This is a genomic window from Pedococcus sp. P3_C7, assembly GCF_056402615.1.
Window position 1 is genome coordinate 67,416 of the sequence record NZ_JBFUHC010000012.1, and the last position, 14,679, is coordinate 82,094.

The 14,679-nt window shown below is 71.0% G+C and carries 13 protein-coding genes; 5 read left to right on the forward strand and 8 right to left on the reverse strand.

Annotation, left to right across the window (positions count from 1 at the left end; translation table 11 throughout):
• Window positions 1–147: 147 nt before the first annotated feature.
• Window positions 148–1,278, forward strand: a complete 1,131-nt coding sequence (gene serC, locus AC1DS4_RS17115; RefSeq protein ID WP_477633465.1) for a phosphoserine transaminase — start codon at window positions 148–150, stop codon at window positions 1,276–1,278.
• A 126-nt stretch (window positions 1,279–1,404) separates the two neighbouring features.
• Window positions 1,405–2,637, forward strand: a complete 1,233-nt coding sequence (locus AC1DS4_RS17120) for a lytic transglycosylase domain-containing protein (RefSeq protein ID WP_477633464.1) — start codon at window positions 1,405–1,407, stop codon at window positions 2,635–2,637.
• A gap of 504 nt (window positions 2,638–3,141) precedes the next feature.
• Here AC1DS4_RS17120 and AC1DS4_RS17125 read toward each other — a convergent pair.
• Genes AC1DS4_RS17125 through AC1DS4_RS17135 form a run of 3 tightly spaced genes read right to left on the reverse strand, consistent with a single transcriptional unit; the run spans window position 3,142 to window position 6,501 of the window.
• Window positions 3,142–4,440 (reverse strand): MFS transporter, encoded by a 1,299-nt coding sequence (locus tag AC1DS4_RS17125; RefSeq protein ID WP_477615807.1) that lies wholly within the window; start codon window positions 4,438–4,440, stop codon window positions 3,142–3,144.
• Window positions 4,437–4,904 carry a MarR family winged helix-turn-helix transcriptional regulator gene (locus AC1DS4_RS17130; RefSeq protein WP_477615808.1) on the reverse strand — a complete coding sequence of 156 codons (468 nt, stop codon included), beginning with the start codon at window positions 4,902–4,904 and terminating at the stop codon, window positions 4,437–4,439. The genes AC1DS4_RS17125 and AC1DS4_RS17130 overlap by 4 nt, the downstream gene beginning before the upstream one ends.
• Before the next feature lie 22 nt (window positions 4,905–4,926).
• A complete protein-coding gene (locus AC1DS4_RS17135) occupies window positions 4,927–6,501 on the reverse strand; it encodes an NCS2 family permease (RefSeq protein ID WP_477646082.1) in 1,575 nt (524 codons plus the stop codon).
• A 55-nt stretch (window positions 6,502–6,556) separates the two neighbouring features.
• Between AC1DS4_RS17135 and AC1DS4_RS17140 the strand changes: the two genes are divergently transcribed.
• A complete protein-coding gene (locus AC1DS4_RS17140) occupies window positions 6,557–6,808 on the forward strand; it encodes a DUF2530 domain-containing protein (RefSeq protein ID WP_477615810.1) in 252 nt (83 codons plus the stop codon).
• Window positions 6,809–6,824: 16 nt separating this feature from the next.
• Here AC1DS4_RS17140 and AC1DS4_RS17145 read toward each other — a convergent pair whose 3' ends face one another.
• The gene (locus tag AC1DS4_RS17145; RefSeq protein ID WP_477615811.1) at window positions 6,825–7,565 is read right to left on the reverse strand and encodes a DUF3027 domain-containing protein; all 741 of its coding nucleotides are present in this window, start codon (window positions 7,563–7,565) and stop codon (window positions 6,825–6,827) included.
• On the reverse strand, window positions 7,565–7,960 hold the full coding sequence (locus tag AC1DS4_RS17150) for a cold-shock protein (RefSeq protein WP_477615812.1): 396 nt from the start codon (window positions 7,958–7,960) through the stop codon (window positions 7,565–7,567). Before AC1DS4_RS17150 ends, AC1DS4_RS17145 begins: the two co-directional genes overlap by 1 nt.
• A 198-nt stretch (window positions 7,961–8,158) precedes the next feature.
• Between AC1DS4_RS17150 and AC1DS4_RS17155 the strand changes: the two genes are divergently transcribed.
• Window positions 8,159–9,511 carry an MFS transporter gene (locus AC1DS4_RS17155; RefSeq protein WP_477633463.1) on the forward strand — a complete coding sequence of 451 codons (1,353 nt, stop codon included), beginning with the start codon at window positions 8,159–8,161 and terminating at the stop codon, window positions 9,509–9,511.
• Here AC1DS4_RS17155 and AC1DS4_RS17160 read toward each other — a convergent pair.
• Together AC1DS4_RS17160 and AC1DS4_RS17165 are read right to left on the reverse strand one after the other, a co-directional pair.
• On the reverse strand, window positions 9,504–10,430 hold the full coding sequence (locus tag AC1DS4_RS17160; RefSeq protein ID WP_477633462.1) for an aldose 1-epimerase family protein: 927 nt from the start codon (window positions 10,428–10,430) through the stop codon (window positions 9,504–9,506). The two genes, AC1DS4_RS17155 and AC1DS4_RS17160, sit on opposite strands and share 8 nt — an antisense overlap.
• A gap of 56 nt (window positions 10,431–10,486) precedes the next feature.
• Window positions 10,487–11,323 carry a hypothetical protein gene (locus AC1DS4_RS17165; RefSeq protein WP_477633461.1) on the reverse strand — a complete coding sequence of 279 codons (837 nt, stop codon included), beginning with the start codon at window positions 11,321–11,323 and terminating at the stop codon, window positions 10,487–10,489.
• 103 nt (window positions 11,324–11,426) lie between these two features.
• Here AC1DS4_RS17165 and AC1DS4_RS17170 point away from each other — a divergent pair, with 103 nt between their 5' ends.
• The gene (locus tag AC1DS4_RS17170; RefSeq protein ID WP_477633460.1) at window positions 11,427–13,694 is read left to right on the forward strand and encodes a helicase-associated domain-containing protein; all 2,268 of its coding nucleotides are present in this window, start codon (window positions 11,427–11,429) and stop codon (window positions 13,692–13,694) included.
• Between the two features lie 13 nt (window positions 13,695–13,707).
• On the opposite strand, the gene AC1DS4_RS17175 is transcribed toward AC1DS4_RS17170, so the two are convergent.
• Window positions 13,708–14,640, reverse strand: coding sequence for a hydroxymethylglutaryl-CoA lyase (locus AC1DS4_RS17175; protein ID WP_477633501.1), 933 nt, complete (start codon window positions 14,638–14,640; stop codon window positions 13,708–13,710).
• Window positions 14,641–14,679: the final 39 nt, after the last annotated feature.

Genomic DNA, 14,679 nt, shown 5'->3' on the forward strand with positions numbered 1-14,679 from the left:
GCCTGCACGAATGCGCAGGCCCATTTCGCATCTCACGGCGGGGTATGCCGCGTTGCTCGGCCAGCGGGCGGCCTACCGTGCCTTGGTGGTAGTCCGGGTGGTGGACCTCACGTCCCACGCCTCGGGACGGGATGAGACACTGACGCCGTGACCGACACTGCCGCCACCGCGACGCCCACCATCCCCGCCGACCTGCTGCCCAAGGACGGCCGCTTCGGCTCCGGGCCATCGAAGGTGCGCCCCGAGCAGGTCGAGTACCTCGCCGGACTGGGCACCACCCTGCTCGGCACCTCGCACCGCCAGGCTCCGGTGAAGAACCTCGTGGGCGCCGTCCGTGAGGGGCTGTCCGACCTGTTCAGCCTGCCCGAGGGCTACGAGATCATCCTCGGCAACGGTGGGTCGACCGCGTTCTGGGACATCGCGGCCTTCGGCCTGGTCCGCGAGCGCGCGCAGCACCTGGCGTTCGGCGAGTTCTCCGCCAAGTTCGCCAGCGTGACCAACAACGCTCCCTTCCTCGGCGAGTCCACGATCATCAAGGCCGACCCGGGCAGCCTCGCCACGGCCCGCGCCGAAGCCGGCGTCGACGTCTACGCCTGGCCGCACAACGAGACCTCCACCGGGGTGATGGCTCCCGTCAAGCGCGTCGAGGGTGCCGACGAGGGCGCGCTCGTGCTCATCGACGCCACGTCCGGCGCCGGCGGGCTGCCCGTGGACGTGGCCGAGACCGACGTCTACTACTTCGGCCCGCAGAAGTGCTTCGCGGCCGACGGTGGCCTCTGGCTGGCCGCCTTCTCCCCGGCCGCGCTCGCCCGGGTGGACGAGATCGCCGCGTCCGGTCGCTGGGTGCCCGACTTCTTCAGCCTGCCGACCGCCGTGTCCAACAGCCGCCTCAACCAGACCTACAACACCCCCGCGCTGGGCACCCTGGCCCTGCTGCGCTCGCAGATCGACTGGATCAACGGTCAGGGCGGGCTCGAGTGGGCCGTGAAGCGCACCGCCGACTCGAGCGGACGCCTCTACGACTGGGCCGAGCGCACGGCATACACCTCGCCCTATGTCACCGACCCGGCCGCCCGCTCGCAGGTGGTGTCGACGATCGACTTCGCCGATGAGGTCGACGCGGCCGCCGTCGCCAAGACCCTGCGTGCCCACGGCGTGGTCGACGTGGAGCCCTACCGCAAGCTCGGTCGCAACCAGCTGCGTGTGGCGACGTTCCCCGCGGTGGACCCTGAGGACGTGTCGGCCCTTATTGCGTGCATTGAGCACGTTGTGGGCTGATTTACTGCCCAGTAAGCCCTCTGCGGACGACGCTCGCGTAACCTCGGCTCCAGACCCTCGTTGAACCCCACATAACCCCTGGGGTGGGACACCGCAAGGTGGACAACGATGTCGAGGAGCCGAACGATGACACGCACGACGCGACTGCCGTGGCGCAAGATCGCAGGAGGTGTGCCCGCGCTCGCCCTGATCGGCGCCGGAGTGGCGCTGGCGGCCACCGGTGGCCAGCCCGCGACCGACATCGTTGCCGACAACACCCCCGTCGTCACCGTGCCCGGCGAACCGCTCACCGGCCTCGATGCCCCGCGGCTCCCCGAGCTGCCGGCACCCCCGGAGGCCGAGCCCACCCCGTTCGCCCAGTCGGCGGGCCTGCCTGCCTCGATGAGCGCCAACGGCATCCCCGCCGCTGCCCTCGAGGCCTACCGTCGTGCCGCCACGATCGTCGACGCCGCCGACGCCGAGTGCCGCATCGACTGGGCCCTGATCGCCGCGATCGGGAAGGTCGAGTCCAACCACGGCCGCTACGGCGGCAACGGCATCGACCGCGACGGCACCGTGCGTCCCGGCATCTACGGCATACCCCTCAATGGCCAGAACAACACCGCCGCGATCAGCGACAGCGACGGCGGCTCGTACGACCGTGACGTGACCTGGGACCGCGCGGTCGGCCCGATGCAGTTCATCCCCGGCACCTGGCGCGTCGTCGGCGTCGACGCCAACGGTGACGGTCGCAAGGACCCGCAGAACATGGCCGACGCTGCCACGGCGACCGCCGTCTACCTGTGCTCGGGTCCTGGCGACCTCAGCACCGACTCCGGTGCCCGCTCGGCCGTGCTGCGCTACAACCACAGCGATGCCTACGCCGACCAGGTGCTGGCGATCGCAGCCGGCTACCGCGGTGGCTACACCGTGCTCCCGGGCTCCGACCTGTCCGAGGCGCAACGCAGCGGCTCGCCCTACCTCCCGTCGGGTGAACCCCAGACGATGGCGACCTACGACCCCGCCAGGGCGTCACAGCCCGCAGCCGCGACCCCCGGCAAGGGCGGCTCGGCGACAGCGGCGAAGCCCGGTTCCGGTGGTTCGGCGGGCTCGGGCGGCGGCTCCGCCTCGCCGGTTCCGCAGCCCTCGCCCAGCGCGGGCGGTGGCGTCGTGGGCACCGTGGGCGGTGCCGTCGGCGGAGTGGTGGGTGGCGTCACCGGCAGCACCCCCGCGCCGAGCCCGACGCCGTCCCCCAGCCCCAGCAGCTCGACGCCCGCGCCGCTGCCCCTGGAGGTGCTGCCCGTCAACGGCAAGTGCCCCACCGGCTACGACCCGGTGGTCAACCTCCTCGGCGTCACGGTCCTCTGCAAGCTGCACTGAGTCCTCCGCACGCTGCACTGACCGGACCGCTCAGCACCCGCGGGGACTTGTTGCCGCCAGGTGGTCACCGGACCCCCATTCCAGCCCTCCCGTGACGATCTGCGCGCAACAAGTCCCGGCCCGTCGGGACTTGTTGCCGCCAGGTGGTCACCGGACCCCCATTTCGCCCCTCCCGTGACGATCCGCGCGCAACAAGTCCCGGCCGTCCGGACTTGTTGCCGCCTGGTGGTCACCGGACCCCCATCCCAGCCCTCCCGTGACGACCTGCGCGCAACACGTCCCGGCCCGTCGGGACTTGTTGCCGCCTGGTGGTCACCGGACCCCCATTTCAGCCCTCCCGTGACGATCTGCGCGCAACACGTCGGGAGCTGGGCGCGTGGTCCCCACACGGCATACCCCCCCGATCGGGCGGTCAGCGGAAGGTGCCGGCGAGGCTGGCGACGACTGCCACGGTGACCACGATGACGAGGACGGCGATAGTCACGCGCCGACGGAAGAGCGGCGTCACCGGACGGCCTCGGGGACGGGTTCGGAGACCTCGGGCTGCGGGAGCGTGCGGATCCTGATGCGAGGGCGACGCTGGGACTCGTAGGTCACCTGGACATTCTCGCGCCTGGCGGTGCGGATGGACACCGCCACCAGCATGAGCCCGACGGCGATGGTGCCGATGCCGATCGTCCAGCGCGGGCCCGCGACGTCACCGATCCACCCGATGAGTGGTGCTCCGAGCGGCGTGCCCCCCATGAAGATGGCCATGTAGAGCGCCATCACCCGCCCGCGCATGGCGGGATCCACGCTGAGCTGGACCATCGCGTTCGCCGTCGTCAGGGCCGTCAGCGCCGTGAGTCCCACGGGGATCAGGGCGAGGGCGAACAACGGGTAGGTCGGAGCGCTCGCCGCCAGCCCGCTCGCGATCGTGAAGCCCACGAGCGCGACGAGCAGGATTCGCAGCCGCGGCCTGGCCCGACGGGCCGAGAGCAGCGCGGCCGTCAGGGAGCCGATCGCCATGATCGAGCCGAGCAGGCCGTACTCCTGCGGGCCCTTGCCGAACTCCTTGGTGGCCATCAGCGCCGTGGTGATCTGGAAGTTCATCCCGAAGGTGCCGAGCACGAAGACCAGCGCCATCACGAGCTGGAGGTCGGGTCGGCTGCGCACGTAGGCGAGCCCCTCACGGATGGCGCCGCTGCCTCGGGCGAGGGCGGGCGCAGGACGCAGCTCGCCGACGCGCATCGATGCCAGGGCGACCAGCACGGCCACGAAGGTCAGCGTGTTGAGCAGCAGCGTCCAGCCCGTGCCGAACGCCGCGATCGTCAGGCCCGCGACACCGGGACCGACCAGCCGCCCGGCATTGAACGAGGCACTGTTGAGGGAGACCGCGTTCGCCAGCCGGTCACGCGGCACCATCTCGGACACGAAGGTCTGGCGGGCCGGGTTGTCGACGGCGGTGGCAATCCCGGTGAACAGCGCGATGCCGTAGACCATCCAGAGCTGGGCGGTCCCGGTCACGACGAGCAGACCGAGGGCAAGGGACGACAGCGCGAGCGACGTCTGGGTGACAGCCAGGATCCGCCGCTTCGGATAGCGGTCCGCGATCATCCCGGCCCAGGGGGCGAGCAGCAGGAAGGGCAGGAACTGCAGCCCGGTGACGATGCCGAGCGCCGTCGACGAGTGGTTGGTCAGCTCGGTCAGGACCAGCCAGTCCTGGGCGACCCGGCCCATCCAGGTGCCGATGTTGGAGATGAACGCACCCGTGGCATAGATGCGGTAGTTGCGGACGCCCAGCGAGGAGAAGGTGGGGCTCACTCGTTGGCCACCCGGGTGAGGATGGCCGACGCCTGCCGCAGCACGTCCTGCTCGGCGGGGGTGAGGTGGCCGACGCGCACCGACATCCAGGCGTCGCGCTTGCGGCGGATGTCCTTCAGCAGCGTGGTCGCCTCGCTCGTGAGCGACAGGATCACCTGGCGTCGGTCGGCGGGGTCGTCGGTGCGCGCGACGAGCCCGCGCTCGACGAGGGCCGCGACGGTGCGGGTCATGCTGGGTCCGCTCACCTTCTCGATCTCTGCGAGCTCACTCGGTGTGCGCGGCGCCTCCTGCAGGCGGCAGAGCACCGAGAACTGGTGCGGTGCAACGACATCCGTGCTCTCGAACCGCACTCGGCGCGAGATGCGCATGCAGGCGAGTCGGAGCTCGCCGGCGAGGGCATAGATCGCAGAAGGCGAGAGCCCGGCATCGCCAGCGCGGCGTGAGCGTGCGGCGGGTGGGGTCATCTGTTCCTCCTCAGGTCGATACTTAGCATAACTCATTACCTGTGCTAAGTATTTCGATCACCCTTCCGGACAGCTCCCAAGGCCCAGACGCAGGTATGCCGCGTGGCCCCCTCACGGGGCCGTAGATGACGAACAGGGCGGACACGGTCCACAGCAGCGGGTGGATCACGCTCGCCCTGCCACGCACCACCTTGATGAGGGTGTAGACGACGAAGCCCGCGCCGATGCCGACGGTGATCGAGTAGGTGAACGGCATCAGGACGATGGTGAGGAAGGCCGGGATGGCGATGTCGAGGTCGTCCCAGTCGATGCCCTTGACCTGCTGCATCATCAGGAAGCCCACGACGACCAGGGCCGGGGTCGCCGCCTCGTAGGGCACGACCTTCACCAGGGGCGCCAGGAAGGTCGCGAGCAGGAACATCACCCCGGTGACGACCGAGGCCAGACCGGTCCGGGCGCCTTCGCCGACCCCTGCCGCCGACTCGATGTAGGACGTGTTGGACGAGACCGAGCCCGCGCCACCGGCGATCGCGGCGACGGAGTCGACGAGCAGGATCTTGTCGGAGTTCGGCGGGTTGCCGTCCTTGTCGAGCAGGCCACCCTCGGCACCGACGGCGACCATCGTGCCCATGGTGTCGAAGAAGTCGGCGAGCAGGAGCGTGAAGACGAGCAGCAGCGCCGCGACGAAGCCGAGCTTGTCGAACGAGCCGAGCAGGTTGAAGTTGCCGAGCAGCGAGAAGTCGGGGACGTCGACGATCTGGTCCGGCAGCGCGGGGACGTTCAGCCCCCAGCCGGCCGGGTTGACGAACTTGCCCGTGTTGTCGAACTGGCCGCCGATGTTGCCGATCGCCTCGACGATGATCGCCAGGACCGTGCCACCGAGGATGCCGTAGAGGATGGCGGCCTTCACCTTGCGGACCATCATCACGATGATCGCGAGCACGCCGATGACGAAGACCAGCAGCGGCCAGCCGTTGAGGTTTCCGGAGATGCCGAGCTCGACCGGGACGGGCCCGACGCCGGTGCGGCGGACGAACCCGGCGTCGACGAGACCGATGATCGTGATGAACAGGCCGATGCCGACCGAGATCGCGGTCTTGAGCTGGGCCGGGATCGCCCGGAACACAGCCTGGCGGAAGCCGGTCAGCACGAGCACCAGGATGATGACACCCTCCATGACGACCAGGCCCATCGCGTCGGCCCAGGTCATCTCGGGCAGCTTGGCGATGCCGAACGTCACGAACGCGTTGAGCCCGAGACCGGTGGCGAGGGCGAGCGGGTAGTTCGCGACGACACCCATGAGCAGGGTCATCACGCCGGCGATGAGCGCGGTCCCGGCCGCGACCAGGGTCTGCGCCTTGACGATGTCACCGCCACCGAGGAACTGTCCCGAGCCATCCTGCTGGGTGCCGATGATCAGCGGGTTGAGGACAACGATGTACGCCATCGTGAAGAACGTGACGAGCCCACCGCGGACCTCGCGGCTGAGGGTGGAGCCACGCTCGGTGATCCGGAAGAAGCCGTCGAGCCCTCCGGACGACGGGGACTTCGGGGACGGGCGCTGCGGTGCCGCAGACTTCGTGGTGGGCTTGGCCATGGGCAGCAGAGTAGGGCCTGACTGTCACGTCGTCGTGAAAGATAGGCTGCCCGGCATGAGCGAGTCGCACCCCACCCCCGACGGTCCCGGTGAGGAGCTGCAGCCGCTGGCCGTCAGCACCGCCCGGATCGTCGTCTGGGCGCAGCTCGGCTGGGTCCTCGCACTGGCCGTCATCCTCGCCGTGCCGGCCCTGCACGAGGGCGAGCGCGACTGGTGGCCGTGGGTCCCGGTGGCCGGCATCGTGCTCGGGCTGATCGGCTTCTCGTACGTGCGCCGCGGTCGCGGCAACGCCGCCGGCGCCCAGTAGCCGGCCGGCGCCTCAGTCAGACGAGGTCGTAGGCGATCTCGTCGATGATGGGTTGGCCGACCGGCATGGGTTCGGCCGGCTCGGCGTCGACCTCGGAGTGGGCGCCGCAGCCGTGGTCAAGACTTACGACGCGACCGTCGGAAGGTGACCAGGCGTTGGCGCACACGCCGAAAAAAGACCGGAGTGCACCCGCCATCGGGAGGAAGTAGCCGCAGGTCGAGCACGGTGCGGGCGCCTTCTCCGCGACGTCGGCGTGAGGGCCGTTCTCGCCCTCGTACCACCGCTGCGCAGCGGCCTCGCGTCCCTCGGCGGACAGGACGCGCTTGCGGCCCAGACCCAGCTCGTAGGCCGCGAGCTCGTCGACCTCCTCGTCGCCGGTCGCCTCGAACCCGGGTTCGAGCAGGGGGTCGTCCTCCTTGTAGGGGAGCACGTCGCCGGCGCTGAGGTCCCCGGGAGCCAGGCGCTCGGCATACGGGAGCCACTCGGGCGACAGCAACGCGCCCTCGCCGGGCACGAGGTTCGTCTCGCACACGGTCGCGACCTTGCCGCGCGGCACGCGGGCGACGGTGATCGCCCAGCGCCAGCCCGGGTAGGCGCCTGCCTCACACGCGAAGAAGTGCGTGGCCAGCCGCTCGTCCTCCATCTGCATGCCGAGGTGCTCACCGACCGTGCCCCGCTCCGCGATCGACTCGGCGGCCTCACGGGCGACGGCGACAGCTTCGGCGGCGGCCAGGACAGCGTCGTCCTTGGTGGCCATCAGGGCTCGATCTGGTCGGCGAGGAACCGCAGGACAGCGGCCAGCTTGGTGGCGTGGTCCTTCTCGGGCCGACGACCGCGGCGCAGCGCGTTCGACGAGTTGTCGAGCAGCTTGATCGCGTCCTCGACCAGCGGGGCGAGGTCCTCGGGGGACTTGCGCGACGCCTCGCGCTTGCCGGCGGTGACCGTCGGCGCGGCTTCGAGCAGCGTGACGGCGAGCGCCTGGGTGCCGCGCCGCCCCTCGGCCACGCTGAACTCCACCCGCGCGCCGCCCTTGAGCGTCGCGACGCCCTCGGGGAGGGCGTTCGCGTGCAGGAACACGTCGCTGCCGTCGTCGTCGGAGATGAAGCCGAAGCCCTTCTCCGCGTCGTACCACTTGACCTTGCCTGTAGGCACTTGTCTTCCTCTTGCCTCGAAAAGTTTTGGGGGTGCGCCAATGCGCACTTCAAAGGCTATCGGGTGGGTCCAAATCCTTTCTTCGGTATGCCGCGTGCTCACCGCGTGCTCGCTGGTGGCCGCCTGCCCGACGACGCGCCGGACGACGGCCCGAATAACCGGTGTCGGGCTGTCGGTGGAGTGCGGGAGGATCGTCCGGTGAGTGAGTCGTCCACGTCGAGCCAGCCCGGGTTGCGCCAGTTCTGGGCGGAGCTGCCGGTCGAGGGTCGGTGGCTGCTCTCGACCGTGGCGGTGCAGACCCTCGGTCGCGGGCTGACCCTGCCGTTCACGGTGATCTACCTGCACGAGGTCCGCGGCATCTCGCTCGACCTGGCCGGCCTGCTGATGGCGTTCATCGCCCTGGTCGCGCTCGTCGTCACCGGGCCGGGCGGCGCGTTGACCGACCGGCTCGGGGCGCGCCGGATGCTGCTGTGGGGCACCGGGGCACAGATCGTCGGCTGCGTGATCCTCGCGTTCGCGACCACCCCGCTCGTGGTGGCGCTGGCCTTCGTCTTCCTCGGGTTCAACTTCGGGGTGTCCTGGCCTGCCTTCAACGCCCTCGTCGCGGCTATCACGACCGGGACTGCGCGTCAGCAGTACTTCGGGATCAACTTCGCCCTGGTCAACCTCGGCATCGGACTGGGCGGGGTGATCGGCGGCCTCTACGCCGACGTGGCCAACCCGTCCACGTTCACCGTGATCTTCCTGGCCGACGCAGTGTCGATGCTGGTGCCGATCGGGCTGCTCCTCGGGCCCCTGCGCCACGTCCACGGTCGCGCCGAGAAGCCCGAGGGCGAGACGGCAGCGGCGGGCTCCTACCTCACGATCCTGCGCAACCCCGCCGTCGTGTGGGTCACGCTGCTGACCTTCCTCGGGGTGTTCATCGGTTACGGCCAGATGGAGGCTGGCTTCCCCGCGTTCGCCCGTCAGGTCAGCCAGGTGTCGACGAGCGTCATCGGGTTCGCCTTCGCCGTCAACACGGCCGTCATCGTCGGCCTGCAGTTCTACGTCCTCAAGCGCATCACCGGGCGCAGGCGTACTCGGGTGCTGATCGGCATGTCTGCCCTGTGGGCCCTGGCGTGGGTGGTCCTCGGGCTGACCGGGTTCGCTCCTGGGAGCGTCGCGGCTGCGGCCGGCGTCCTTGCTTTCCACGCGACCTTCGCCCTCGGCGAGACCCTGCTCCAGCCGACCATCCCGGCCATCACCAACGACATGGCTCCCGACCACCTCCGCGGCCGCTACAACGCCGTCAACGCGGGCGCCTTCCAGGCCGGCACGATCCTGGGCCCCGTGGTCGCCGGCTTCATGCTGAACCATCGCTGGTCGGCGGCCTTCATCGCCATGATCGTGGTGGGGTGCGCGCTCATGGTGGTGCTGGCCTTCGCGGTCGAACGCAGGATCACCCCGCTCGTCAACGGCCTCGAGGAAGATCCGGCGCCCACGGGTCCACACGGTCTCCAGGACGATCCGGCGCCCACGGGTCCAGCAGCGGGCGCAGGCGCCGTCAGCTGAGCACGGCTGGCTCGATGCCCCACTGGGCCGACCAGGACTGACCAGGCTCCAGGACGACCAGTCCCTCGCCGGAGTTGAAGGCGTTCGCGGGGCACGACATGGGTTCGACGGCGATGCCGCGGACGCCGTCGACCCCCGTGTCCCGGCCCTTGGCGGTGAACACCTGCACCCAGTTCAGCGACTCGTCGCCCCACACGGTCACCTCGCCGTTCTCGAGCCCGCCGACGACGACCTCCCAAGCTCCTGAGGTCGTGGACCGCGACAGGTCGGTGAACGCGGTGTCCAGCTCGGTCGTGCCCAGCGAGCGAGCAGTCCGGAAGTCCAGATCGGGACGCACGGGTGCGGTGCCGGTCGGGATCAGCCGGTCGTCGACCAGCACCTCGCGGGCTGCGGGAATGGCCAGCTCGACCTCGGCCAGCGGAGTGTCACCGAGGGCGATGTAGGGGTGCGCCCCGAAGCCGAACGGAGCCGCAGTCGCGCCGACGTTGGTGGCGTGGACGCTGACGGTCAAGCCCTCCTCGTCGAGGACGTAGTTGACGCTCAGGTCGAGGATGCCGTCCCAGCCGGGCTGGGGGTGCAGTCGGGTCCGCACGGTGAGCGCCGACCAGTCGTCGTTGTGCCAGTGCAGCTGCCAAACGGCCCACCGGACCAGCCCGTGGTTGGCGTTGCGCAGGACCGCCTCGGTCAGCCCGAGCTGGTGGTCTTCACCGGCAAAGGAGTACACCCCGTCGCGGATCCGGTTCGGCCAGGGCATCAACACCTGACCGCGGCCGGCGCGGCATACCTCGTCGTCCGCGTAGCCGGCCACGATGTCGGTGCCGTCCACGCGGTAGGTGCGCAGACCGCCACCCACCTCGACGACGGTCGCCTCCTGCCGTCCGCGCCGAAGGGTCCACTGCTCACCACTGGGAAAGGTCACGTCGCCCACGCTAGCGGCGGCGTTACGCGGGGGCTCGTCCGAGGGACTGCGGACGATCAGTTGCGGGTTCCGGTCACCAGGACCGCCTTGGCACCGGTCTTCTCGGCGACCACGAGGACCGAGTCGCCGACCTGGACGGTGGTGGCCCGGCCACGGGTGTCGGCGCCGATCGCATAGGTGGCGCTGAAGTTGTCGGCGCTCTTGACCGTGATCGAGGTGGAGCTGGCCTTGGTCACCTCACCGCGCTGGAGCGTCATGACGGTGGTCTTGCCGTTGTCCTCGACGGTGAACTCGCCGTGCTGGACGTTGCCGAGCCCCATCGCCTCGCGCATGAGAGGACCCAGGCCGTTGCCCATGCCGTTGCCCATGCCGTTGCCACCCTGACCGTTGCGCTGTCCGCGCGGGGCCTCGGGCGCCTTCGGGAGCCGGTCGAGCTTCTTCTGCTGCCCGGGCGGGAGCACGCGCCCGTCCCCGACTCGCTCCATCCGGTTCGCGTGGTCGTCGTGGCCGATGGCGCGCACGGCGACGAGTCCTGCCACGCCCACGAGGGCGAGCACCATCAGGGCAACGAGGCAGCCGGCCACGATCACGGCGATGGTCCCACCGGTCGTGGACGTCGCCTGACGCCACAGACCCGGTCGTCTCGGCGGTGGACCGCCGGGCGCGTAGCCACCCGGGGCTCCCGGACCGCCGTGCCCGGCCCCAGCGCCACCCGGAGCACCCGGTCCGGCAGCACCGGCTCCTTCTGCCGCGGAGACGGCGGGCAGTGGCTGGGTGGGCGCGGGAGGCACGCTCGCCGTCTCCGGTCCCGGACCCGGCGCGACAGGATCCCCGGGCTGCTTGGCTGCCCCCTTGGGCGTGCGGGGCTTGGTGGGTTCGGTGGGCTCAGACATGGTGCGTCCTCTCGTTGTCACAAGTGTGCAGGTCAAGCCTGTGCGTGGCATGGGAAACGGCTGAGAGTCCGGAGGACCTTCCTCGGACGACTACCGTGGTGCGGTGGCCGCCATCTCCTCGTCCCGTTCGACCGCACGGTCGATGGCCGACGACGTGCGGGAGCGGACCGACGACCAGCTCGCCACCCTTCTGCGACGTCGACAGGACCTGGCCCGGCCCGCGCCCGCAGACCTGTCGTCCCTCGCCGCCCGGGCCAGCACCCGCGCGAGTGTCCAGCGGGCCGTGGACTCGCTCGACCTGGCCCACCTTCAGGTGCTCGAAGCCGCCGTCGCCGCCACGTCGCCGCTCGACACCAGGGCAGTCGGTGCCCTGCTCGGCGTCACGACCGAGGAGATCGAGCCGGTCCTGGACGACCTCTGGACGCTCGCCCTGCTGTGGCGCAGCCCCGAGGGGTTGCGGGTGACCCGCACCGTCGGCGAGGTCCTCCCCCACCCGGCCGGGCTCGGTCCTCGAGCGGCCGACAGCTTCGTCGACGTCCCATCGCCGGCGCAGGTCCCGACCCTGCTCGCCGACGCCCCGCCGGCAGCCCGCGCCATCCTCGACCGGCTGACCTGGGGTCCCCCGCTGGCCGTCCTCCCCCCGGGCACGCCGGACCGGCTGGCCGAGGGCGCGCGGTGGCTGCTCGAACACCACTTGGTCTTCTCCCCGTCGGCCGACCAGCTGGTGTTGCCTCGCGAGGTGGCGTTGGCTCTGCGTGAAGGCCGCAGCCATGCCACCCCGGCGCTCCAGCCGCCTGCCCTCGAGGGTCAGCCCCGCGCGGGTGCCGAGGTCGACGCCGCGGCCGGCCAGCAGGTCACCGACCTGCTCGCCCTCGTCGACGAGCTCGCCGCCGAGTGGGGACTTCGCCCACCCAGGGTGCTTCGTTCCGGCGGCCTGGCGGTGCGAGACCTCAAGCGGCTCGCCTCCGTGCTCGACGTCGACGAGGCCCGTGCGGCCTTCGTCGCCGAGCTCACGTATGCCGCCGGCCTCCTCGCGGACGACGGCTCGCTCGACCCGTCGTGGGCCCCCACCCCCGCCTACGACGAGTGGCAGCAGCACCCGGGTGACCAGCGCTGGGCGGTGCTCGCCCGCGCCTGGCTGCTCACGACCCGCGCCCCGCACCTCGTGGGCACGACGCCCGCCGGCGCGTCCGGCACGGTCAACGCCCTCGGGCCCGATGCCCACTGGCCACCGGCCCGAGGTCTGCGCAAGGACGTCCTCGAGCAGCTCGCCGCCGCGCCGGCAGGGTTGGCCCCCGAGCGGGGCAGCGTGGGCACCGCCCTGAGCTGGCAGCGCCCGCGACGCGTGCCCGCAAGCCTCGACACGGTCGTCGCCGCGGTGCTCGGTGAGGCCGAGTGGCTGGGCGTCACCGGCCGCGGCGCCATCTCGTCCGCGGGTCGGGCCCTGCTGGCCGGGCGAGCCGACGCCGAGCTCGCCGCCGCGATGCAACCGCACCTGCCCGAGCCCATCGAGCACGTCCTCCTCCAGGCCGACCTGACCGCCATCGCGCCCGGCCCGCTGGCCGGGGGGCTGGCCACCTTCATGCGACTCGTGGCCGATGTCGAGTCACGCGGTGGTGCAACGGTGTACCGGTTCAACCAGGACTCGGTGCGCAGGTGCCTGGACGCCGGGTGGTCTGTCGACCAGGTGCTCGGAGCCCTGACCGACGCGAGCCACACCCCGGTCCCGCAGCCGTTGGACTACCTGATCCGCGATGTCGCCCGCAGGCACGGGCAGGCACGGGTCGGTGCGATGCGGGCCTACATCCGCTGCGACGACGAGGCCACCCTGGGCGCCATGATCGCCGACAGGGAGCTGTCACCGCTCCAGCTGCGGAGCATCGCCCTGACCATCCTCGTGTCGCCGGTGGCCGCCGAGACCGTGCTGGACTTCTTGCGCGACAACGGTTTCGCGCCTGCTGCCGAGACACCGGACGGCGGGATCATCGTGCCCACCACCGGGCAGCACCGCACGCCGCTGCAGCGGCGGCCCGCCCCCGTGACAGCGCAAGCCCTCGACGACGAGCTCGTGACCACCATGGTGGGTGCGCTGCGCGCCGGCGAGGAGGCCGCGGCATACCACCGCGAGCAGGTGGCGAGCAGGCCCGGACCCAGCCTGCCGAGCACCGATCCGACCACGACCCTCGCGGTGCTGCGCGATGCGGCAGCCGACCGGCAGGCGGTCTGGCTGGGCTACTCCGACGCGGACGGGCGCACCCAGCGGATCCTCTTCTACCCCGACCGGGTCGAGGGTGGCCGGGTGCACGGCACCGCGGACGGAGCTGCCCGCACCCTGTCGATCCACCGCGTCACCGGGGCCGTGCAGGGCTGATGCGAGGCCGCCGTCAGCCGCCGGCGAGAGCCCTCACGACGCTGGACGGTGACGGTCGCCCGAGGTGACCGGCCATCCACACGCTCGTCTCGACGAGGGCCGCGAGGTCGACTCCGGTCTCGACACCCGCCCCGTCCAGGGCCCACACGAGATCCTCGGTCGCGAGGTTCCCGGTGGCGCTCTTGGCGTAGGGGCAGCCGCCGAGCCCACCAGTGGACGCATCGACCACGGTGACCCCGTGACGCAGCGCCCTCATCGTGTTGGCGAGCGCCTGGCCGTAGGTGTCGTGGAAGTGCACGCCGATCCGGTCGGCACCGATCCCCTGGGCGTCCAAGGCGTCGAGGAGGCGACTCACGTGCCCGGTCGTGCCCGTGCCAATGGTGTCCCCGAGGGAGAGCTGGTCGGCTCCAAGGTCCATCAGCCGCTGCGACACGTCGACCACCTGCTCGACGGGGACCGGTCCCTCCCAGGGATCGCCGAAGCACATCGAGACGTAGGCGCGCACCCACAGTCCTGCGTCCTTCGCCCGCGCCACGACGGGCGCGAACATCTCGACGGACTCGGCAACGGTGCGGTTGAGGTTCTTGCGGGCGAACGTCTCGGTGGCGCTCCCGAAGATCGCGACCGCCCCGACGCCCGCCTCGAGCGCGTTGTCGAGACCGCGCTCGTTGGGCACGAGCACCGGTCGGCGCGGGCCGCGGCCGAGGTCCCCGAGGTCGGCCAGCACCTCACGGGCATCGGCGAGCTGCGGCACCCACGTCGGCGGGACGAAGGACGTCGTCTCGATCGTCTCGAGCCCGGCGGCGGCCAGCCGGCGGATGAAGTCCGCCTTCACGGCGGCCGGGACGACGGCCTTCTCGTTCTGCAGACCGTCGCGCGGACCGACCTCGTAGATGGTGACCCGGCTCGGCAGCTCCGGGTCCGGTTCGCGCTGGGGCAGTCCGATGGTCACGGTCTGATCCTGCCATTCCCGGACTGGGGAACG